The organism is Streptomyces sp. NPDC001219, assembly GCF_053597915.1.
Genome location: NZ_JBSFJF010000092.1, coordinates 1 through 21,523 on the forward strand (window position 1 = coordinate 1; position 21,523 = coordinate 21,523).

Annotated in this window: 15 protein-coding genes and 1 pseudogene; 12 read left to right on the plus strand and 4 right to left on the minus strand. The window is 72.9% G+C overall.

Annotation, left to right across the window (positions count from 1 at the left end):
- Window positions 1-91 precede the first annotated feature (91 nt).
- Window positions 92-2,131 (minus strand): M36 family metallopeptidase, encoded by a 2,040-nt coding sequence (locus tag ACWC9R_RS33610; protein ID WP_450737275.1) that lies wholly within the window; start codon window positions 2,129-2,131, stop codon window positions 92-94.
- Window positions 2,132-2,151: 20 nt separating this feature from the next.
- Complete coding sequence (locus ACWC9R_RS33615) at window positions 2,152-4,077, minus strand: M28 family metallopeptidase (protein ID WP_450737276.1); 1,926 nt, start codon at window positions 4,075-4,077, stop codon at window positions 2,152-2,154.
- Between the two features lie 351 nt (window positions 4,078-4,428).
- Here ACWC9R_RS33615 and ACWC9R_RS33620 point away from each other — a divergent pair, with 351 nt between their 5' ends.
- Window positions 4,429-4,599: a hypothetical protein gene (locus ACWC9R_RS33620; protein ID WP_362613192.1), complete on the plus strand. Its 171-nt coding sequence runs from the start codon at window positions 4,429-4,431 to the stop codon at window positions 4,597-4,599.
- A gap of 24 nt (window positions 4,600-4,623) precedes the next feature.
- On the opposite strand, the gene ACWC9R_RS33625 is transcribed toward ACWC9R_RS33620, so the two are convergent.
- Window positions 4,624-5,058 carry a hypothetical protein gene (locus tag ACWC9R_RS33625; protein ID WP_450737278.1) on the minus strand — a complete coding sequence of 145 codons (435 nt, stop codon included), beginning with the start codon at window positions 5,056-5,058 and terminating at the stop codon, window positions 4,624-4,626.
- Between the two features lie 226 nt (window positions 5,059-5,284).
- Here ACWC9R_RS33625 and ACWC9R_RS33630 point away from each other — a divergent pair, with 226 nt between their 5' ends.
- From ACWC9R_RS33630 to ACWC9R_RS33675, 10 genes are all read left to right on the plus strand, one after another.
- The gene (locus ACWC9R_RS33630) at window positions 5,285-6,040 is read left to right on the plus strand and encodes a dienelactone hydrolase family protein (RefSeq protein ID WP_450737280.1); all 756 of its coding nucleotides are present in this window, start codon (window positions 5,285-5,287) and stop codon (window positions 6,038-6,040) included.
- A gap of 172 nt (window positions 6,041-6,212) precedes the next feature.
- Window positions 6,213-7,637, plus strand: coding sequence for an FAD-binding oxidoreductase (locus tag ACWC9R_RS33635; protein ID WP_450737282.1), 1,425 nt, complete (start codon window positions 6,213-6,215; stop codon window positions 7,635-7,637).
- Complete coding sequence (locus ACWC9R_RS33640) at window positions 7,634-8,602, plus strand: cyclase family protein (RefSeq protein WP_450737284.1); 969 nt, start codon at window positions 7,634-7,636, stop codon at window positions 8,600-8,602. Before ACWC9R_RS33635 ends, ACWC9R_RS33640 begins: the two co-directional genes overlap by 4 nt.
- A gap of 262 nt (window positions 8,603-8,864) precedes the next feature.
- Window positions 8,865-11,729: a SpoIIE family protein phosphatase gene (locus ACWC9R_RS33645; protein ID WP_450737285.1), complete on the plus strand. Its 2,865-nt coding sequence runs from the start codon at window positions 8,865-8,867 to the stop codon at window positions 11,727-11,729.
- A 169-nt stretch (window positions 11,730-11,898) separates the two neighbouring features.
- Window positions 11,899-13,437 carry a sugar ABC transporter ATP-binding protein gene (locus tag ACWC9R_RS33650; protein WP_450737287.1) on the plus strand — a complete coding sequence of 513 codons (1,539 nt, stop codon included), beginning with the start codon at window positions 11,899-11,901 and terminating at the stop codon, window positions 13,435-13,437.
- Complete coding sequence (locus ACWC9R_RS33655) at window positions 13,434-14,474, plus strand: ABC transporter permease (RefSeq protein WP_450737289.1); 1,041 nt, start codon at window positions 13,434-13,436, stop codon at window positions 14,472-14,474. The genes ACWC9R_RS33650 and ACWC9R_RS33655 overlap by 4 nt, the downstream gene beginning before the upstream one ends.
- Window positions 14,475-14,509: 35 nt before the next feature.
- The gene (locus ACWC9R_RS33660; protein ID WP_450737291.1) at window positions 14,510-15,661 is read left to right on the plus strand and encodes a substrate-binding domain-containing protein; all 1,152 of its coding nucleotides are present in this window, start codon (window positions 14,510-14,512) and stop codon (window positions 15,659-15,661) included.
- A 390-nt stretch (window positions 15,662-16,051) separates the two neighbouring features.
- Entirely contained in the window at window positions 16,052-17,356 is a 1,305-nt protein-coding gene (locus ACWC9R_RS33665) for an AMP-binding protein (RefSeq protein WP_450737292.1), read from the plus strand.
- A 204-nt stretch (window positions 17,357-17,560) separates the two neighbouring features.
- On the plus strand, window positions 17,561-18,778 hold the full coding sequence (locus ACWC9R_RS33670; RefSeq protein WP_450737294.1) for a cytochrome P450: 1,218 nt from the start codon (window positions 17,561-17,563) through the stop codon (window positions 18,776-18,778).
- Between the two features lie 109 nt (window positions 18,779-18,887).
- On the plus strand, window positions 18,888-19,982 hold the full coding sequence (locus tag ACWC9R_RS33675) for a Gfo/Idh/MocA family protein (protein ID WP_450737296.1): 1,095 nt from the start codon (window positions 18,888-18,890) through the stop codon (window positions 19,980-19,982).
- 68 nt (window positions 19,983-20,050) lie between these two features.
- On the opposite strand, the gene ACWC9R_RS33680 is transcribed toward ACWC9R_RS33675, so the two are convergent.
- On the minus strand, window positions 20,051-20,926 hold the full coding sequence (locus ACWC9R_RS33680) for a 1,4-dihydroxy-6-naphthoate synthase (RefSeq protein ID WP_450737297.1): 876 nt from the start codon (window positions 20,924-20,926) through the stop codon (window positions 20,051-20,053).
- A 367-nt stretch (window positions 20,927-21,293) separates the two neighbouring features.
- Between ACWC9R_RS33680 and ACWC9R_RS33685 the strand changes: the two are divergent.
- Window positions 21,294-21,523 (plus strand): annotated as a pseudogene (locus ACWC9R_RS33685) (aminofutalosine synthase MqnE); the annotation flags it as partial.

Genomic DNA, 21,523 nt, shown 5'->3' on the forward strand with positions numbered 1-21,523 from the left:
AGTATCGGGGCGACCCTCCGCCTTGCGATCGCACGCACCAGACGCCGCGGGGCCGCCCTTCGGGCGAACGACGGGAGTTTGACGACAGGTCCTAGTCCTCGTGCCCGGCCGGCGGCAGCGCCGTGCCGCCCCGGCACCCGGTGAAGGTGGCGTTGGGGCTGAAGGCGTCGAAGCCCAGCTCGTAGCGGGCGAAGGCCTGCCAGGCGGCCTTCCTGACCGCTGTGTACTCGGCGGCGGTCAGCCGTCCGCCCTTCATCGCCTTGAAGGCCCGCAGGATGGCGTCGCGGGCGCCGAGGAACGAGGGGTTCTTCGGGGTGAGCTTCATGCCGTCGACGACGGCCTGCCAGGTCACCTGGTAGCCGCGCTCCTTGTTGTGGAGCGCGGTGGTGACCTGGCGGGTCAGTTCCATGAGCGCGGCGCACCAGATCTCGCCGACGTCATGGACCTCCTGGTAGCTCAGGTCGTCGTTGCCGGCGCCGGCGACCTCGCCCGGCCCCTTGCCGATGTCCCCGAAGGTGCCGGGGTACTGGGCGTCATAGGGCCGTTGCCGGATGCCCTTCGAGCGGTTGACCACCCAGTTGCCGAGCACCTCGCGTTCCTGGGGGCTGGAGAAGTTCCTGGTGCTGAGGGCGAAGTAGTCGCCCCAGCCCTCGCCCATCGCGACCGACTGGTCCTCCTCCAGGCCGTTGGCGTCGAACAGGCCCCCGACGAGACGGTTGGACACCCCGTGGCAGAACTCGTGGAGGACGACATCGAAGTCGTCGGCCGTATGACGGCCGGTGCTGGTGACCAGCCCCATGTTCATCTCGGCTTCCAGGCCGTCGGCCCGGGTGGCCATGTTGGCCGTCCCGAACACCGCACCCGGGTGCGCGAGGGCCCGTACGGGGTCCGCCCCCTGGCCCAGGCCGGTCACGTTGGTGGTCTGGAAGTTCCCCTGGTCCTCCGTGAAGCCGAGCATCATGAACAGGTCGTGGGCGAAGTTGCAGAAGTAGAAGATGTTGGTGACGAACTGCTCGGGGCTGTCCTGCGCGGGGTCGAAGACACCGTTGCCCGCGGCGTCGACGGGGACCTCGACGGGGCGGTGGGTCGTTCCGTTGAGCGCGCGGACATTGTTGCCCTGGGTCGACACCTTGCCCTGGTGGGTCTCCGCCCAGGGCAGCGGGAAGCCGGCGGGCAGCCCCTCGGGGACGACGGTCGGGTAGCCGTTCACCGGCAGGGGGAAGGGAACGGTGTCGAAGGTGCTCTCGGCCGGGTTGCGCTGGAAGACGCGCCCGGCGACCGCGTGCCGGACGGTGTCGTAGAAGTAGAGGATCTCGGGCTCGTCCGGGTTCGCGGTGCGCTCGTCGGCCTCGACGAACGCGTGGTACTGAGCGGCCAGCTTCTCCCGCGAGAGGGTGAACATCCAGGTGAGGCGGGCGTCGTCGCCCATGTAGAGGTACACCAGCCGGGCCGGGACGGCCTCCTCGAACGGTCCCTTGCTGAAGGTCATCGGCTGGTCGTTCCGCGCCTGGTGCGACAGGCGGGAGAAGCCCTCCGACACGTCGAGACGCGGAAGTTCGTCGTCGCCGAAGACCCCGCGGAGCGTGACCGGCTCGGCGGCCTTCGCGGCCGCCACCCGCAGCGCCACCTCGGCGGGGACCGTCGGCCTGGTCGGCAGGCTCGCCGGTGCGCTCACGGTGTCGCCGACGACCCGGTCGACGGTGCCGTCCTCGAACAGCCACACCTTGGGCGCCATGGCCCACACCTCGATGCCGTTGAGCACCTGTTGGAGGCTCACCACGCGCATGCCCTCGCTCGTCGTCGTCACGTTCGGGTCGGCCTCGAACTCCACCGGCTCGCCGGCCGCGAAGCCGATCGCCGGGGCGACCGAGGTGACGTACTGCTTGGCACGGGCGATATAGCCGGTGTCGGGCATTGCCACCGACTCGTTCATGTCCGTGAAGCCGGGCGCTCCGGCCACCCGCAGCTCCGTCAGATGCCCGGTGAAGCGGTTCACTTTGCTGCGGTCCGCCACGAGGGTGCTGTCGACCTCCGCCGCCACCCGTTCGGTGTCCTCCAGGAAGGCATCGGCCTCGGCGACACTGGCCAAGCGGTCGTAGTTCTTGTTCCGCCTGTCGATCATTACGCTCATGGCGTGCTCCTTGTGAGGGGTCAGAGGCCCGCGAGCGTGAGTGCCGCCGTCGCGACCGTACGGGCGATCGCGGCGGCGTAGTCCGTGTCGTGGTCCTCGTCGAGGAGGGTGTCGCCCGGCAGGTGGTACTGCCGGGTGCCGGTCGCGGGCGTGGTGTCGTCGAAGAAGTTCTCGCAGACGGCGGCAGCCGCCCAACCGCGTTCGTGGAAGCTCGCGTGATCACTCCGTCCGGCGGCCGGGTCGTCGGAACCCGCGAGCGTCTGGAGCGAGAAGCCGGCCGCGACCGCGGGGGCGGCACGGGCGACGAGTCCCCCGAGCGCGCCGGAGGCGCCCACGACCGGGCCGGGGACCGCGGAACCGGTGTGGATCTCCATCGTGCGGGTGCCGCCCCGGAAGCCCGCGATCATGTCCATCTGGAGCACACCGGCGATCCGGTCGCCGGCCGCGGCCGCCGCGCGGGCGTACGCCTTGCTGCCGACGAGGCCCTGCTCCTCGGCGTTGAAGAGCACGAAGCGCACCGTGCGGGTCGGGGCCCGGCCGGCGGCGAGCATCGCGCTCAGACACTCGGCCGCGGCGAGGACCGCCGCCGTGCCACTCCCGTCGTCGTCGGCGCCGGGTGCCGGGTCGACGGCGGGGTCATAGGGGCGCGGCCGGCCGTCGCTGTCGAAGAACTCGCCCCGGGCCGCTGTCGAGTCGAGATGTGCGGTGACGAGTACGGCGGAGTCCGCCGCCGGGACACGGAACTCCGCTTCGACGTTGGCGAGTCTGCGTCCGCGCCAGGAGAACTCATGGCGTCGGACGGTCAGGCCGAGGTCCTGGAGCCGCCCGGCGAGTGCGCTGACGACGAGGGCGTTGTCGGGGCTGGACACGTCACGGCTGCGTACCTTCAGGGGTTCCCCCTCAACGAGCGGGTCGACGCCGGAGATCCGGGCGACATGGCCGCGCATCGCCGCCGGGGTGATGGCGGCGCGGACCGCGGCAAGGGTCTCCGGGGAGGGCTCCCCGTCCGCGAACGCGTCGGCGAGTCCTTCGACTCGGGCCTCGCCCGGCCGGGACAGGAGAGCCGGGTCGGGGAGCAGTCGTTCGGTGTGCCCGGGTTTGGCGTCCGCGCAGTGCAGGTCCTCGACGGGGGTGCCGGCCGCGGCGGCGACATAGACACCGCCCGGGGCCGGGCCGAGCGGGATGACGGAGGGTTGCGGCTCGTCGAGTGCGCTCGCGAGGAAGGCGAACGCCGCCGTGGCGCGCAGGGTGTCCGCCGCGGTCGCCCTGGCGGGCGCGGAGGCGTGGGTGAGCCCTTCCGGGAGCGTCACCGGACGGTCGTCGCGCATCAGGAAGGCGGCGGTCTCCGCCACCTGGCCCCGGAGGTCGGCCGGGAATCCGCCCTGTTCGAGTGCGCTCACGCCGCGCGCGGTCGCCATGACGAGGACGAGTTGAGCGGAGGCCACATGGACCGGCACGACCTCGGCGGTCCGCGCGATCGACTCCACCTCGGCCACACTCCGGCCGGCCGGAAGCTCGATCCGCGCCCAGAACACCGGGCGGCCCTCGACGGCGGCGAGCGTGAAGACCGGGTGTGCGGCGGTGCGCATCCCGGCTTGGTGGGCGAACGCCCGCTCCTCGGGCGCCTCGCCCACGAAGACACACTGACCGGCCGCGACACCCGCGCTCGCCACCGCGTCGTCGAAGAGGGCGCGCGAGTCCTTCGCGCCCCAGTGGAGGAGGCTGTCGTCCGGGAAGCGGTCGGCGAACGCCGTGTGCAGCGCCGCCACCGCGCGGGCGCGGGCGGCCTCCCCGCTGCCCGGGTTCGAGAGGATGCCCTTCCGCATGCCCGTCAGCGCGTCGAGGACCTCGACGACGCGCGGCCGCGGGCGGAGTGTCAGGGAACCGTCGGCCTCGATGCTCGCGTCCGCGAGCGTGTCACCGATGTCGAAGAACAGCACGGCCATCTCGGCGCCTCCGGAAGAGCGCGCGCCCCCGGACCGGCCTCCGCAGTACCCCGGGCCGAGGCCCCTGTCCACGGGGGGGCGTGCAAGGCGGGTCACGGCGGCGTTCGTGCCGCTGTGACGGCCCACCCCTTCCATTGTCGGTGGGGCGCCGCGTTCCCGCATCCTGGGTCGGCTCCCCTCCGCGGCGGCCGGGACGGCGTTCTCCGGTGGTCTCGGACGCGCCGCACCAGCATTTCTGATGCTTCGTCAGGCAGGGACCGGATCGGCGGAGGCCCGCCGACATGCACCCGCTGTACGCGCGTGCAAGTCTGGTACCGGTTCCTCGTTCGAGATCCTCCAGGAGGCACGATCGTGGGCAAGAAACAGAGTCGGCAGAACCGCGGCGCCCGCACCGGCGGCCATGAGCACGGTGCCGCCGCGGAGGCGAAGAAGCCGAAGGCATCGACCCCGCATCCGCCGGAGGAGCAGTCGATGTCGAAGCATGTGGCCCACAAGGCGCAGCGGAAGTTCGGCCACAACTGACCTGCGGGCGCGCCTCAGCCGGGGCTAGGGCGGGTGGTCCTCCCCCTCGTATGCCGCCAGCGCGACCTGGCGGCTCTCCAGCACCTCGCCGAGATCCCCGGGTTCCAGCCGGTCCTGCGCCAGCTTCATACGGGCCGTGGCCTCGACGGAGGCCCAGGCCTGCCGGGCACGCTTGTTGGCCACCCGGCGGCTGTCACCCCGGAGGAAGCCGGCCCCCGCCGCACATCCCGCGGCGGTCAGCGCCACCAACGCCGCGGGGACGCGGGCGTCCGCCGAGGCCAGCCCCGCGGCGCCGGAGACACCCGCGAGCAGCGCCGCCGGAAAGCCCAGTGCGATATCGGCCCTGGCCCAGAAATCGGCTCTGCGGTGGGCGAGGTCCTTCTGCCGTGTCGCCTCCTCGCACAACCGCTCCACCTCGGCGCGCAGCCGACCGGAGGGCTCGTTTCTGGCGGGTGACACGGAGGGTCCGGCAGCGGGAGTGACCATGTCTGGATTCCAACACAGGGGAAACGCAAGGCACTTGTGCGTGCATGCACAGTCTTGCGGGGCGTCCGTGGTGGGCTCCCGACAGATCGGGCGGAGCAGGGCCTGTCGGTGCCGGCCCTTAGGGTGGACGCGGTCGGCCTGATCACCGGCGGACGGGTGGCCGGCCTCGCGCACCCCGAGCCCGAGCAAGGGAGCGGACATGACGAGCGTGCAGGGTACCCACCTGGACCTCCCCACCCCGGACGGTGTCGCCGACGCGTACCTCGCCCACCCCGACGACGGCAGGCCGCGTCCCGGGGTGCTGCTGTACATGGACGTGTTCGGGCTGCGGCCCTCGCTGGAGGAGGCGGCCAGGCGGCTGGCCGGGCACGGCTACACGGTGCTGGTGCCCAACGTCATGTACCGCGCGGGGCGCGCTCCCCTGGTGGATCTGCCCGGCTTCATCGACCCCGGCGAGCGGCCGGAGATCATCGAGCGGCTCCTGCCGCTCGCGCAGGCGCTTTCCCCTGACCTGGCGATGCGGGACGCCGGTGCCTACCTCGACTGGCTGGCCGCCTCCCCGCTGGTCGCCGACGGCCCGATGGGCGCCGCCGGTTACTGCATGGGCGGCGTGCTCGCCGTCCGCACCGCGGCGGCCCACCCCGACCGGGTCGGCGCCGCGGCCGCCTTCCACGCCGGGCACCTGGTCACCGAGGCCGAGGACAGTCCGCACCGGCTCGTCGGCCGCAGCGGGGCGGAGCTGTACTTCGGCCATGCCGACCAGGACCACTCGATGCCGGCCGACCAGATCGCGGTCCTGGAGCGGACCCTGGACGCCGCAGGCGTGCCGTATCGGAGCGAGCTGTACGAGGGCGCACAGCACGGTTACACCCAGAGTGACACCGCCGCGTACAACGCCGAGGCGGATCAGCGTCATTGGCGCAGTCTGCTGGAGCTCTTCGAGCGCCGCCTCTGACCCGGTCCCGCCGTCCCCGCGGGCGCCCGCGCCTCAACCGGCCCTGACCGGCGGGTTCGAGGCGTACGGCCGTCAACTGGAGGGGTCGATCACCCCGTGTTAGCGTGACAGTGTCCGTATCGAAACGGATATTCGCCCGCTTTCCTGGCCTCTCCAGAGGGAGATGGTGACCATGGCGCGGGACCCGTTGTTCCACGCGTCCGGGACCGGCGCCGGGGCCCGGGGCAGCCCCCGGACCGGCGGACACACGGCCGTCGTCGGCGACAGTGTGGACTGGGACGGCCTCCGGCGGCGGATGAGCGGCACGCTGCTGCGGCCCGGAGACGCCGGGTTCGAGAACGCCAGGAAGCTCTTCAACCCGCTCAATGACGACCGGGTGCCCGCGGCGGTGGCGCAGTGCGCGTCGGTGGCCGATGTCCGCGAGGCGGTGCTGGCGGCCGCGCACCGGGTGCCGCTGGCGGCCCGCAGCGGCGGGCACTCCTATGTGGGGTACTCCGCGCCGCCCGGCGGTCTCACCCTCGACCTCCGCCGTCTGTCGGCCGTGCGGGTCCGGCCGGACGGCGCCGCCACGGTCGGCGCCGGCGCGACCCTGGAGGACGTCTACACGGCGCTCGGCCAGGCCAACCGCTGTCTGCCCGGCGGCTCCTGCTTCACCGTCGGCATCGCCGGGGTGGCCCTGGGTGGCGGAATCGGTGTGCTGCAACGGAAGTTCGGGCTCACCTGTGACCACCTGGTGTCCGCCCAGGTCGTCACCGCCGACGGGCGTACGCTGACCGCCTCTGCCACTCAGGAACCGGATCTCTTCTGGGCACTGCGCGGTGGTGGCGGCGGCAACTTCGGGGCCGTCACGGAGTTCACCTTCGCGACCGACCCGGCTCCGGCCCTGACGGTGTTCGTGCTGAGCTTCCCGGCGTCGGCGGGGAACGTGACGAAGGTACTGACCGGATGGCAGCCGTGGATCACGGCCGCGCCGCGCACGCTGTGGGCCAACCTCAACGTGGCGGGCGGCGCCACACCGAGCTGCCGGGTGGCGGGCTGCTTCGTGGGGCCCAGCAGCGCCTGCAACACCCTGCTGAACGACCTGGTCGCGCGCGCCGGGGTACTCCCCACCCAGCGCAGGGTCGAGGACCGCGACTACTTCAAGGCCATGCGCTTCTTCTCCGGCAGCCCCGACCGGCAGTCGTTCGTCGCCTCGTCCCGCGTCCTCGCCACGCCCACCGCCGGCCCCGCCGCCGTCGTCGCCCTGCTCACCGGCCGTCCGGGCATGGCGCTCATCCTCGACGCACTCGGCGGCGCGGTGGCCGACGTGGGCGTCGAGCAGACCGCTTTCCCGCACCGCAAGGCCTTCGCCACCGCACAGATCTACGCGAGCGCGACCACGGCGTCCGAGACCGCGGTGACCCGCAGCGTCGGCCAGGTCGTGGCGGGCCTCGCGGACCTGGGCATCAGGGACGGGTACGTGAACTACATCGACCCGGCCCTCCCCGACTGGGGCACGGCCTACTACGGCCCGAACCTGGACCGTCTGCGCCGGGTCGCGTACGCCTACGACCCGGACCGGGTCTTCGACTTCCCCCAAGCGGTCACCCGGGCGTGACCTGCGGCCCCGGCGACGCACCGGCTCCCCCGCCGGCCGGTTCCGGCGCGGGGCCGGCCGTGTCCCGCCCGGAGTTCGACGCGCTGTTCGCCACGCTCCGTACGTGGGGCCGCTGGGCCGCCGCCGACCGCGGCGCCTGGAACCGGGTGACGCCGGACCGGGTGCGGCGGGCCACCGGGCTGGTCCGGTCCGGCACCGTGGTCCCGCTGGCGCGCCCCTGGGACACCGCGCCCGGCCCGGACAACCCCAGGCCCGCCCTGCACCACATGTCCGACCTCGGTGACGTCGAGGCTCCGGAGCCCGCCACGTACAAGGACTTCATCGGGGTCGACTACCACGGCAAGGCGGTCAGTCATCTGGACGCGCTGTCCCATGCCGCCTATCGCGGGCAGCTCTACGACGGCCGCGCGGCGCAGGAGTGCGTGGACGCCGGAGGGGCGCGGTTCGGTGCCGTGTCGGCGCTGGGCCCGCTGGTGACCAGGGGGGTGCTCCTGGATCTGCCCACCGTGCTCGGGGTGGCCTGGCTGGAGCCCGGACGGGCCGTGCACGCGGCGGAGCTCGTGGCCGCGGAGCGGGCGCTCGGGGTGACGGTCGGCGAGGGCGATGCGGTGCTGCTGCGGTCCGGCGGTCTCCGCCGTCGTCGGGAGCGGGGTGCCTGGGACACCGGCGCGGCGAGCGCGGGGCTGCATGTGGACGCCATGCCGCTGCTGGCCGAGCGCGGGATCGCGCTGCTCGGCGGCGACGGCGACAGCGATGTGCGGCCCTCGCCGGTGGACGGTGTGCACTCTCCGGTGCATGCGCTGGCGCTCGCCGCGATGGGGGTGCCGCTGCTGGACAACCTCGACCTGGAGGCGCTGTCCGCGGCGAGCGCCGAGACGGGCCGTTACGCGTTCCTCCTCGTGGTGGCGCCGCTGAACATCCCCGGCGGCACCGGCTCACCGGTCAGTCCGGTCGCGGTGCTGTGACGACCGGGCGGTCAGCGGGACCCCTGCCGGACGACCGGTTGAAGGGCAGGTCACGGCCATGATCACCGCTGGTGGCGGGTGGTGGTCCCGGTCCCGGGCGGACCGCGGGACGGGCTCGGGAACGCCTCGGCCGCCCGGCTCCCTTCCGGGGCAGCGGCCGGTTCCGCCAGAAGTACAAAGCTCTACAATTGGATCAAATGAGACAGCTGCTCCGACGTACGGGTGGCCCTCGCGGCATGCACCCCTGTGGGAAGTGATTGGGATGGGGCTGGCGGGAGAGGGCAACGGTCCCGCACGCGCCCGTGAGCAGTTCCTTGGGGGTGGGCCGGTCGAGGGAGCGGTCCGGGGTTCGATCCTGGATTCCTGGCAGCGGTCGCGGTCGCTGGGTCTCACACCGGAGCGCTGCGAGCTTCCCTACAGCCAGGATCTCGATCTGGACGGCCGGCTCGTCCGTGCCGCGGCGCCCGTACTGGACCGGCTGCAGGCCCGGTTCGCGGGCCGGCAGATGAATGTGTCACTCGCCGACGGGCGCGGCGCGGTGCTGCAACGCCGGTTCGGCGAGGCCTCGCTCGTCCGGCGCCTGGCCCCGATCCAGAGCGTCCCCGGCTTCGTCTTCGCCGAGCGGTTCGGCGGGACCAACGGCATCGGGCTGGCGCTCGCGGAACGGCAGCTGATCAATGTCTACGGGGCCGAGCACTTCGCCGAACGCTCGCAGTCCAGCGCCTGCTCGGCCGTTCCCGTCCGGGACCCGCTCAGTGGGCGCATCGAGGGCGTCCTCTGCCTCGGCTATCCGCTCACCGACGCGGACACCGCGCTGAACACCGTGATCCGCAGGGCGGCCGGGGCCATCGAGCGGCGGCTGCTGGAGCAGAGTTCGGCGCGGGAGCGGGCCCTGCTGGAGGCCTACCTCGACGCCAGGCGCCGTGCGCCGGGCGGTGGGACGCGCGGCAACGGGCAGCTGGGCGAGCTCGCCGAGAGCGGCCTGGACTGGCGGGACCAGATGATCCTGAAGGAGAAGGCCACCGAACTGATCACCTCGGCCCAGCGCGCCGCGGTCGAGGTGCCGCTGCCCGGCGGGCGGCACGTCACCCTGCTCAGCCGCCCCGTGACCACCGCCTCCGGGGTGGAGGGCCTGGTCGTCGAAGCGGTCCTGCCCGCGGCCCACCAGCGGGTCGCCGTGCCCGCCGACGCCGGGACGCCCGCCGCGCCGCTCGCGGAGCCGGCGCTCGCATCCGCCGCCCCGCCGCCGGAGCACCTTCCGGACGCCGTGCCCGGCCGGGCGGTCACGACCGCGCGGACGCCGGACGCCGCCGGGCCGCCCGGCTCCGAGGGAGACAGCGCGTCCGACGGTGCGGCCAGTGGGCTGGTGCTGGTGGGCGAGCCGGGGGTGGGGAAGTACGCCGTGGCGGCGCGGCGCCGGCTGGAGCTGCTGTCCGAGGCCAGCACCCGCATCGGCACCACCCTGGACGTGAGCCGTACCGCCCGGGAGCTGGCCGAGATGGCGGTGCCGCAGCTGGCGGACTTCGTGACCATCGACCTGTCCGAGGCGGTGCTGCGCGGTGAGGAGCCGACCGACCCCCGCTCCGGTCTGCACCGCACGGTGGTCCACGGCATCCGCGACGACTGCCCCTTCTACCCGGCCGGCGCGCCGGTGGATCTCCGTCCCTCCACGCCCCAGCTCCGCTGTCTGGCCGCCGGGGAACCGGTCCTGGAGCCCGAGCTGCGGACGGCCGGCGGGTGGATCGCCCAGGACCCCGAGCACGCCCGGCGGCTTCTGGGCCATGACGTCCACTCCCTCATCGCCGTTCCGCTCCTCGCGCGGGGGATCGCCCTGGGCGTGGCGAGCTTCTACCGCTCGGCGGACCCGGCGCCGTTCGGGGACGACGACCGTTCGCTGGCCCAGGAACTCGCCACCCGTGCGGCCATCTGCATTGACAACGCCCGCCGTTACACCCGCGAGCACACCATGGTCCTGGCGTTGCAGCGCAGCCTGCTGCCGCACAGCTTCCCCGAGCAGAACGCCGTCGAGGTGGCCTACCGCTATATGCCCGCCGAGTCCGGGGTCGGCGGGGACTGGTTCGATGTCATCCCCCTGTCCGGCACCCGTATCGCGCTGATCGTCGGGGATGTCGTCGGTCACGGGATGCATGCCGCCGCCACCATGGGCCGGCTGCGGATCGCCGCGCGCAACTTCGCCGAACTGGACCTCGGCCCGGACGAGGTCCTCAGCCACCTCGACCGGCTCGTGGGGCGCCTCGACCTGGACGAGGACACCGCGGAGGACCGCGCCGACAGCCCCGGCATCATCGGCGCCACCTGCCTGTACGCCGTCTACGACCCCACCTCCCAGCAGTGTGTGATGGCCCGGGCCGGGCACCCGCCGCCCGCGCTCGTGCGCCCGGACGGCACCGTTGCCTTCCCCGACCTCCCCGCGGGCCCTCCGCTGGGCCTGGGCGGGCTCCCGTTCGAGACCGCCGCCTTCCACCTCCCCGAGGGCAGCCAGCTCGTCCTCTACACCGACGGGCTGCTCCAGGACCGCGACCGCGACTTCGACACGGCCCTCGACGAGCTGCGCCAGGCCGTGGCACACCCGGACCGCTCACCCGAGGACACCTGTGAGGCCGTGGTCCGGTCCGTGGTGCCGCACCGCCCCACCGACGACATCGCCCTGCTCGTCGCCCGCACCCACGCCCTGGACCCACGGCGGATCGCCACCTGGGACCTGCCGGCCGACCCCGCCCGGGTCTCCGGCATCCGCGCCGCCGTGACCGGACGGCTGGCCGCGTGGGGACTGGACGAGGCCGTCTTCGCCACCGAGCTGCTGCTCAGCGAGCTGGTCACCAACGCCATCCGCTACGGCGCCGAGCCCATCCAGGTACGGCTGCTGCATGACCGCACGCTGATCTGCGAGGTCTCCGACGCCGGCAGCACCGCCCCGCATCTGCGTCATGCGGCCACCACCGACGAGGGCGGCCGCGGCCTGTTCCTCGTCGCGCAGCTCGCCCAGGCCTGGGGCACCCGCTACACCGCCGACGGCAAGGTCATCTGGGCCGAGTGCGCCCTGGAGGCGCCCGCCGCGCAGCTCGGCGCCGCCATGGCCGCCTTCGACGACATTCCCGCCATCTGACAGCCCATCCGGCATCACGGGCAAAGCGGGCCTTAGCATGACGGGCACCGGGCCGGGGCGCTGACGCGACGCCAGGACCGCCCGCCCCGGCGCCCGCACCACCGCGCAGCGTCCAGCAGCAGTGACCTTCCGTCGGGAGGAACCACGAGGCCGGCCCCTGGAGAAGTCCGTGCAGCACGCTCCTGACAGCACCGCTCCCCCACGCCACGGCACGGAGCCGCTCGTCCGTATCCGCGGTCTCGGCAAGCGGTTCGGCGGCACCCTCGCACTGGACGCGGTCGACCTCGACATCCACGCCGGCAGCGTCCTCGCCCTGCTCGGCCCCAACGGCGCCGGGAAGTCCACTCTCATCAAGGTGCTCGCGGGCGTCCACCACGCGGACCACGGCGAGGTGACCGTGGCCGGACATCCGCTCGGCACCGAAGCGGCCGCCCGCACCATGGCCTTCATCCACCAGGACCTGGGACTGGTCGAGTGGATGACGGTCGCCGAGAACATCGCCCTGGGCACCGGCTACCCACGCCGCGCCGGCCTGCTGTCCTGGCGGCGGACCCGCGAACGGTGCACCGCGGCCCTGGACCTGGTCGCCGCGCACCTCGACCCCCGCACCGTCCTCGGCGACCTCCCGCGCGCCGAACGGTCGTTGGTGGCCATCGCCCGCGCCCTGGCCACCCGTGCCGCACTCCTCGTCCTGGACGAGCCGACCGCCAGCCTCCCGGCGGCGGACTGCACCCGGCTCTTCGAGGTGCTCCACACGCTGCGCGACCAGGGGCACGGCCTGGTCTTCGTCACCCACCGGCTCGACGAGGTGTACAAGGCCGCCGACGCCTTCGCCGTCCTCCGCGACGGCCGCCTCATCAGCCACGGCCCGCTCGCCGGGCACAGCCCCGCCCGGCTGGTGCACGACATCGTGGGCGAGGAACCGGCCGGCCTCCGCTTCGCGCCCGCCACCGGGCAGGCCGTGCTGAACCTCGACGGCGTACGGACCGGGAACACCGCACCGGTCAGCCTGGAACTGCGCGCCGGGGAGATCCTCGGCATGGTGGGTCTCACCGGCGCCGGGCACATGGAACTGGGCCGCGCGCTGGCCGGTGCTCTGCCGGTCGCCGGTGGACAGGCCCGGCTCAACGGCCGGCCGTACGCACCGGCCTCGGTCGCCGACGCCGTGCGCCGCGGCGTCGGCTTCGTGACGAGCAACCGTCAGGAGGAGGGCTGCGCCGCCGAACTGACCGTACGGGAGAACTTCCTGGCCAACCCCCGCGCGGACGGGCGGCCGGCCCTGCACTGGATCAGCCCCCGGCGGGAGCGGGCCCAGGCCAGGGCCCTGGCCGAGCGTTTCTCGGTGCACCCCCGGGACAGCGAGGTGCCGATCGCCACGCTGTCCGGGGGCAATCAGCAGAAGGTCATGGTCGGGCGGTGGCTCCGGACGCGGCGCAGTCTGCTGATCCTCGAAGAGCCGACCGCCGGGGTGGACATCGGCGCCAAGACAGCGGTCCACCGGCTGCTGCGCGACGCGCTGGCCGAGGGCCTGGCCGTGCTGCTCCTCTCCACCGACTTCGAGGAGGTCGCCCACGTGTGCCACCGCGCCCTGGTGTTCGTCCGCGGGGCGGTGACGGAGGAGCTGGGCGGCGAGGCCCTGACGGTCACCGCGCTCGCCCGCGCCTCCTCCGCCATGGCCGCGCTCACGGGGGAGACGAGGAGACCATGACGCCCTCCCCGCATTCCCCGCCGGTCCGCCGGCTGGGGCACCTCGTCGGCGCCTACGGCCTCCTGGCCCTCGCCGCCCTGCTGTTCCTGGCCTTCTCGCTCGCCCTGCCGGACACCTTTCCCACCCTGGACAACATCTCCGAGATCCTGTCCAACCAGTCGATCCCCGCGCTCCTCGCGCTCGGCGCGACGCTGCCCATCGTCACCGGCAACTTCGACCTCTCCATCGGCTACGGTCTCGGCCTCGCGCATGTGATGACGATGCAGCTCGTCGCGCAGGAGGCGTGGCCCTGGCCGCTGGCCTGTCTCGTGGTGGTCGCCGGCGGGGCGGTCGTCGGCATCTTCAACGGTGTCGTCGTCGAGTTCGCGAAGATCAACTCGTTTATCGCCACCCTCGGCACCGGCAGCATCCTCTACGCCCTCACCGGCTGGGTCACCAACGGGGCCCGGATCATCCCCGGCCCGCAGGGCCTGCCGGCCGCGTTCACCGACCTCTACGACTCCCGGTTCCTGGGTCTGCCGGTGTCCGCCTTCTACGTCCTCGCCCTCACCGCCGTGCTGTGGCTGCTCCTGGAACGGCTGCCGCTCGGCCGCTACCTGTACGTCATCGGGTCCAACCCCCGCGCCGCCGAACTGCTGGGCATCCCCGTCCGGCGCCATGTCGTCCAGGCCTTCGCCGGATCGGGCCTGGTCGTCGGTGTCGCCGGGGTCCTGCTCGCCACCCAGCAGCGCATCGGCAACCCCAGCGTCGGCCTGGACTATCTGCTGCCCGCCTTCGTCGGTGCGCTGCTCGGCTCCACCGCGATCCGGCCCGGCCGCCCGAACGCGCTGGGCACCCTGGTCGCCGTCGTCGTCCTCGCCATCGGCCTCGCCGGAATCGGCCAGTTCGGCGCCCAGTTCTGGGTCACTCCGCTGTTCAACGGCGCCACCCTGCTCCTCGCCGTCGGCATGGCCGGATACGCGGCGCGCCGGCAGCTGCGCCACCGGCGGGCCGAGCCACCCCGGACGCCCAAGGACCTCTCCAGGGCCGCCTCGTGAGGTGCCGTCACCGCGCCGTCCCACCAGGAGCGGCCGTGCAGCAGCACCGCAGGACCGCCCTGAGCAGCGCCGTCGCCGTGGCGTTGGCGGCCGCCGTCCTCGCCGGCTGTGAGCGCGGCGCCTCGACCGGTGGCGGGCCGTCCCCGAGCGGTCCGGTCACGGACGGCTGTCCCGCCGTACTGGCGGGTGCCGAGAGGGCCGTGCGACGGGCCATGACGACCCATCCCGCCGGGCACGGTCCCACCCGCGGGCCCCGCGCGGTCCCCGGCAAGCGCGTCGTCTATGTCGCCCAGACCATGACCAACCCGGGGGTCGCGGGCGCCGCCAACGGGGTGCGGGAAGCCGCGAAGGTCCTCGGCTGGGATGTCCGGGTGATCGACGGCCAGGGCACCCCGGCCGGCATCCAGGCGGCCTTCAGCCAGGCCCTCGCCCTCCGGCCCTCGGGCATCGTGATCGGCGGCTTCGACCCCGAGCTGACGTCGCAGCAGGTCGCCAGGGCCGGCGCACGGCACACTCCGCTCGTCGGCTGGCACGCGGTCGACGCCCCCGGCCCCAGCAGGGACCCCGCGCTCTTCAGCAACGTCACCACCCGGGTCCAGGACGTCGCGCGGATCAGCGCGGACTGGGTCATCGCGCACTCCCACGGCCGTGCCGGAGCCGTCGTGTTCACGGATGCCTCGATCCCGTTCGCCAGGAACAAGTCCCAACTGATCAAGAAGGGACTGGCCACCTGCCCGGGTGTGCGGCTGCTGGCGGAGGAGAACATCCCGATCCCGGACACCAGCAGCCGGACTCCCCAGCAGGTCTCCTCGCTGCTCTCCCGTTTCGGGGACCGGTGGACCCACTCGGTCGCCATCAACGACGTGTACTTCGCGGATGCCGCGCCGGCCCTGCGCGCGGCCGGTAAGAAGGGTGCCGGCGCCCCCTTCAACATCGGCGCGGGCGACGGCGACCCCTCCGCTTTCCAGCGCATCGACAGCGGGCAGTTCCAGGCGGCCACCGTCCCCGAGCCGCTCTCCCAGCAGGGCTGGCAGATCCTCGACGAGTTCAACCGCGCCTTCTCCGGCGCGTCTCCCAGCGGCTATGTCGCCCCCGTCCACATCTCCACGGCCGCCAACAGCCGCGGACGCACGACCTGGGACCCGCCCGGCTACCGTGCCGCGTACCGGAAGGTCTGGGGTAAGTAGGCCCGGGGGCACAGCTCTCTCAGGTGTCCTCCGGAGCCTGCCGCCACCGGCCGGGGCGGTGTCCGGCGTGGCCGGACTACCAGCAATTCTCCTAGTTCCGTCCCCTGGGCCTTGTCGGCCTTCCGAAGGTGCGGTGAAGCTGTCGGGCGGGCGGTGGTTCGCCCCGGTGGGAAAGGCTGCTGCTGACGCGGCACCGCTGCCCCGGTGTCCGGACGGCGGAGCGTCCGCGGTCGCGCCGGCCCGTCCGTTCCCACCGCGGCCGACGGCAGCTCCCCCTCCGGCCTCCGCGGTGAAGACACCTGACCGGGGCGAGCCACGACCGCGCACCAGGACTCCGCGCGGCGGCCACTCGGAAGTTCTTCGTGGGAGCCGACACGGAAGAGGGACGGCGTGGTCGCTCAACAGACACTGTCCGACGGCGGCAGGGCCGGGCACAGGGAGCCGAGGGCGTACCGGCGGCGGGTGCCGCAGCCGCTGCCGCTCACCCTGGACGGCATGTTCACCAGCATCGCCGGCAGCTTCCCGATGGCCAGAGCCGTCCAGGAGGGGCGGCACCACCTGACCTACGGCGAAGCCGAGAACCGGGCCGTGCAGTTGGCGTCGGCGCTGGTGCGCGGCGGAGTGCAGCTGGGCGACCCGGTGATCATCCACTGCGCCGACCACCGGCAGGCGGTGGTGGCCCAGCTGGCGGTGCTGAAGGCCGGAGGGGTGTGCGTACCCCTCCCCGCGGCGTCGCGCGGTGCGCGGCTCGACCGGATCACTCGGATCAGCGGGGCCCGGGTGGTGCTGTGCAGCACCGTGACCCGCCCGGTGTGGAGCTACCGGCTGATGTCCTGGGTGCTGGACGACCCGGCCACCTGGAGCGGGATCGCCGCCCAGCGGCCGGACCGCTCGCTGCCGCGTTCCGGACACACCGAAGCCGCCTACCTGCTGGTCTCCGCCGCGGACCGCCAGGGGGTCAGCGGCTATCTCACCGACCATCGCGCGTGGCAGCAGACGCTGTCCGCGAGGATTCGCCGGGTCGGCGGTGCGCACGGCGGGGTGACCGTGCACCATTCTCCGGTCCGCGCCACGACACTGCCCGCGATGTGGTGGGCGTTCGCCTGCGGCGGCACTCTCCACGTGCCGTCCCGCCACGGCGGTGCCACCAGCGCAGCTGCTCCGGAGCGGCATGCCGCCGCGGTGTTCGGCCCGGAGGAGTACGGGCGGCTCCTGCGGTCCCTCGGCGGGGCCTCCCACCCCGACTCCCGGCGGCTGACCGTGCTCATCGGCGGCCCCTGTCCGCGCGCGGTGATCGACCGGCACTTCGAGGTGCTGCCCCGGGCACCGCTGTGGGTGGAGTTCGCCGCCGCGGACGGCGCCATGCCCTGGACGGTCCAGGAATTCGGCCCCGGCGGCCCCAGGCCGGAGCATCTCGGAGCGAGCCGTCCGGTGCCCGGCGTCCAGGTGCAGGTGGTGGCCCCGGACGGCAGCCCCGTACCGGCCGGACAGACCGGTGAGGTCTGTGCCAGGGGGACGTCCCTGCCCTACGGCAGCATCCGCAGCGCGGACGGGGCCTGCCTGGCCGAGGACACCGCGCCGGTGCTGGCTTCCGGCAGGCTCGGGCGCTGGAGGCACGACGGCACGCTGGAGTTCTGCGACCCGCCCCCTCCCGGCGCCGTTCCACCGGGCCGTCCCCGACCGGCAATTCCCTAGAGTTCCCCCGCCGGGCTGGCTCCCTCTCACCGGTCCGTGCTGGGCTGTGGCTGTTATCGGGCTCGGTCCACACCGCGTCCCGCTTCCCGAACCCGACCGGAGTCCCCGGTCCACGACGGCCGCCCGTCGTACCCGGTGCGGCCCCCGCCTCGCACGGGCTCGGAGCGCGGCGCCCCAGTGGCCACCAACAGCAACGGAGGAGTCATGGTGTACGAGCCGAAGGCGCCGGTGATCCCCTACAAACGCACCTGCCCTTTCGATCCGGCGGCCGACTACGCCCGGCTGCGCGAGGAGGACCCGATCAGCCCGGTGGCCTTCGAGCTGGCGCCGCGCGAGAAGGACGGCTGGCTGGTCACCCGGCATGACCACATCCGCCAGATCATGACGGACCCGCGCTTCAGCCACCGCAGCGAGCTGCTGGCGCTGGTGCACGCGCCGCCGTTCCCCGTCGAGGACTACTCCCCCGAGCCGTCCGCGCCGGGAAACTTCGTGCGGATGGACGCTCCGGAGCACACCCGGTACCGGCGGCTGCTGACCGGCTTCTTCACCGTACGCAAGATCCAGCAGTACGAGCCCACGCTGGCACGCATCATCGACGGTGTGCTCGACGACATGGCCGCGATGGAGCCTCCGGTGGACCTGGTGAAGGTCTTCGCGGAGAAGATCCCCGCCAGGTCGACCTGCTCCATCATGGGGGTGTCGGAGAGCGATCTGGCAGCCCTGGCGGAGCACTTCGCCGTCATCATGGGGATCGACTACACCCTCGACGAGTTCCTCCACCACAGCTCCGCGCTCACCGCGACGCTGGAGCGGATGATGGCCGAGCGGTTCGCCGGCGATCCGGCTGATGACCTGCTGGGTCAGCTCATCGCGACCGGTGAGCTGACCGAGGAGGAGATGTTCAACATCGCCTGGATCGCCATCGGCGGTGCGCTGGACACCACTCCCAACATGTTCGCGCTGGGCACCTTCGCACTGCTGGAGCACCCCGAGCAGCTGGCGAAGGTGCGGGAGCGGCCGGAGCTGATGGAGAACACCGTCGAGGAGCTGCTGCGCTATCTGACGATCTCTCACTTCGGGGCGAGCCGGGTGGCGCTGGAGGATGTCGAGATCGACGGCAGGACCATCAAGGCCGGTCAGACGGTGGTGCTGTCGCTGCCGTCGGCCAACCGCGATCCACGGTACTTCGAGAACGCGGACGCGTTCGACATCGACCGCCCGTCGCGCCGGCATCTGGCCTTCGGCTTCGGCATCCACCAGTGTCTCGGGCAGCACCTCGCGCGGGCGTCGCTGCGGATCGGCTTCCAGAAGCTGTTCGACCGCTTTCCGGATCTGCGCCTCGCGATGCCCGCCGAGCAGGTGCCGCTGCGGGAGACCGCGATGCACTACGGCGTGTACGAACTCCCTGTGACCTGGGGCTGATTCCGCGGGCGGGCTCGCCGCGGCAGGCCCGCCGTCCCGTGGCCGCAGTCCGCTCATCGATCACCGGCGTGGTGGCAGACCTCCCCGCCTCCGTATCCGAGGAACTCCATTGGATGACTCCGTGCCCGCCCAGCGCAGTACTCCCCCGCGGCCGCTGTCCGCACCTACCGGCCCGGCTCACGGTCGTGAGGCCGTGGACACCGCCGCGGCGAGACCGGTGCGCTTCGGCGCGTTGGGCACCTCGTCCTTCGGAGGGCGGCGGGTGCTGCCGGCGATGACGGCCTGCCCGCAGACCGAACTCGTCGCGGTGGGCGGCCGCAGCCCGGAGCGCGCACAGCGGTTCGCCGACCGGTTCGGCTGCGCCGGCTCCTCCATGACAGCACTCCTGGAACGCGACGACATCGACGCCGTGTACATCTCCCTGCCGCCGTCCCTGCACGGCGAATGGGCGGCCCGCGCGCTGCACGCGGGCAAGCACGTACTGGTCGAGAAGCCGATCGCCACAACGGCCGCCGAGGCCCGTGCGGTGGTGAGGCTGGCCGAGGACCGTGACCTGGTGCTGCGGGAGAACTTCATGTTCCTGCACCATCCGCAGCATGACGCGGTCGCGGCCCTGGTCGCCGAGGGACGGCTCGGAGAACTGCGCTCCTTCCGCGGCGCGTTCTGCTTTCCGCCGTTGCCTGCGGAGGACATCCGGTATGTGCCCGGTCTCGGTGGCGGGGCGCTCCTCGACGCGGGGGTGTATCCGCTGCGGGCGGCCGCGATGCTGCTGGGTCCCGGGCTGCGGGTGGCGGGCGCCACGGCGCGGGTGCGGGAGTCCGACGGGCTCGACCTGTCGGGCCAGGCGCTGCTGGTGTCCCCGTCCGGCGTGCCGGCCAGCGTCGAGTTCGGCTTCGAGCACACCTACGGTTCGTCCTACTCCCTGTGGGGCGAGGGGGCGAGGCTCACGGTGGGCCGGGCGTTCACCCCGCCGGCCGGGTACCAGCCGGAGCTGGTGCTGGAGGAACAGGACCATGTCGAGAGGTTCACGCTCCCGGCGGCGGACCAGCTCAACGGGTCGCTCGCCGGGTTCGCCGCGGCCGTGGCCGCCGGTGGCGCCGCGGCCTCGCCCCGGGAGGCCCGGTGGCGGCAGGACGCGGTCGCCATGATGGAACTGGTCGACGCGGTCCGCGCGCAGGCCGTGGCGGTGACCGTCGAGGGGTAGCGATGGACCGGCAGGGGCGCCGCCCAGCGGCGGACCGGCAGGGGCCCCGAGGTGGCGCCAGGTGCTGCCTAGCGGGCGCCCGGGAAGTCCAGTGCGCCGGGGGTGACGGCCGGGACGAGGCCCTCGGCGGCGGCCCTGCCGAGCAGTTCCCGCACCGCCGCGTATCCGTCCTCGCCGAGGTCGGCGGTGTAGGCGTTCACATACAGCCCGATGTGCTGCTCGATCACGTCCGGGGCCATCTCCTGGGCGTGCTCCCGGACATAGGGACGGGATGCCGACGGGTTGTCCCAGGCGAAGCGGACCGAGTCGGCGGCAGCGCGGGCCACCGCACCGAGCTGTTCCGCTCCGAGGTCCCTTCTGGCGACGATCGCGCCGAGCGGGATCGGCCGGCCGGTGTCGGCCTCCCACTCCTCGCCCATGTCGGCGAGGCGGTGCAGCCCGTACCGCTGGTAGGTGAAGCGGGCCTCGTGGATGACGAGCCCCGCGTCGGCCGCGCCGTCCCGGACCGCGGGCATGATCTCGTGGAAGGGCAGCACCACGATGTCCCCCACTCCGCCCGGCACGGCCCGCGCCGCCCACAGGCGGAACAGCAGATACGCGGTCGAGCGCACGCCGGGCACCGCGATCCTCCGCCCCGCCAGCCACTCCGGCCCGGAGCCGGCCGGGCCGTCCTCGGACCGGGTGAGGACCAGGGGACCGCAGCCACGGCCCAGTGCGCCGCCGCACGGCAGCAGCGCGTACTCGTCCAGCACATACGGCAGGGAGGCATAGGAGATCTTGAGCAGATCCGCACCGCCGCGTTCCGCGAGGCCGTTGGTGACGTCGATGTCCGCGAGGGTCACCGCGAGTCCGGGAGCCTCCGGAAGCAACCCGTGCGTCCAGGCATGGAACGCGAAGGTGTCGTTGGGGCACGGTGAGTGCGCGATCGTCAGCCGCTGGGCCATGGGTCCCCTCCGGGGCTCGCTCGGGCTGTCGGCGCGGGGTTCCGGCGCCGTACCCACCAGCAAACCCGTTGTAGGTATGGGGATTTCCCCAGAGTGGCCTCGGCGAGTATGAGAGGGGCCGTCGGCGTCGCCGTGTCGGACTGTCACCCCTGTGCCGGTCCGGCCGGGTGGCACGGGCGGCAGACCGGCTCCCGCAGATCCGCGCGCGCCTTGCCTCACCTCGTCCGACCGGCCCTGCGACGGAGTGGCGAATGTGCAGCCGTCGCAGGTCTCCCGGGCCACGCCCGGAGGAATTCACTGAGGCGATGGCGTCAGCGCCTGAGAGCACTTTTCAGCCAGGGTCAAGCACTGAGGAAGGTAGTTGGGGATGGACGCAGGACTCAAGCGTGAGCTGGAGGAGAAGGTCTGGGCGGGAGAGCGGCTGTCCCGCGAGGACGGTATCGCCCTCTACGAGTGCGACGATCTGGCCTGGCTGGGCGGTCTCGCCCACGAGGTGCGGACACGCAAGAACGGCGACGTCGTGCACTTCAACGTCAACCGTCACCTCAACATGACGAACGTGTGCACCGCGTCGTGCGCCTACTGCTCCTTCCAGCG

What these genes read in the sequence shown, in the direction of transcription:
- ACWC9R_RS33610 (WP_450737275.1), bottom strand. Translation starts at nt 2,131, where the DNA reads ATGAGCGTAATGATCGACAGGCGGAACAAGAACTACGACCGCTTGGCC.
- ACWC9R_RS33615 (WP_450737276.1), bottom strand. Translation starts at nt 4,077, where the DNA reads ATGGCCGTGCTGTTCTTCGACATCGGTGACACGCTCGCGGACGCGAGC.
- ACWC9R_RS33630 (WP_450737280.1), top strand. Translation starts at nt 5,285, where the DNA reads ATGACGAGCGTGCAGGGTACCCACCTGGACCTCCCCACCCCGGACGGT.
- ACWC9R_RS33635 (WP_450737282.1), top strand. Translation starts at nt 6,213, where the DNA reads ATGGCGCGGGACCCGTTGTTCCACGCGTCCGGGACCGGCGCCGGGGCC.
- ACWC9R_RS33645 (WP_450737285.1), top strand. Translation starts at nt 8,865, where the DNA reads ATGGGGCTGGCGGGAGAGGGCAACGGTCCCGCACGCGCCCGTGAGCAG.
- ACWC9R_RS33655 (WP_450737289.1), top strand. Translation starts at nt 13,434, where the DNA reads ATGACGCCCTCCCCGCATTCCCCGCCGGTCCGCCGGCTGGGGCACCTC.
- ACWC9R_RS33670 (WP_450737294.1), top strand. Translation starts at nt 17,561, where the DNA reads ATGGTGTACGAGCCGAAGGCGCCGGTGATCCCCTACAAACGCACCTGC.
- ACWC9R_RS33680 (WP_450737297.1), bottom strand. Translation starts at nt 20,926, where the DNA reads ATGGCCCAGCGGCTGACGATCGCGCACTCACCGTGCCCCAACGACACC.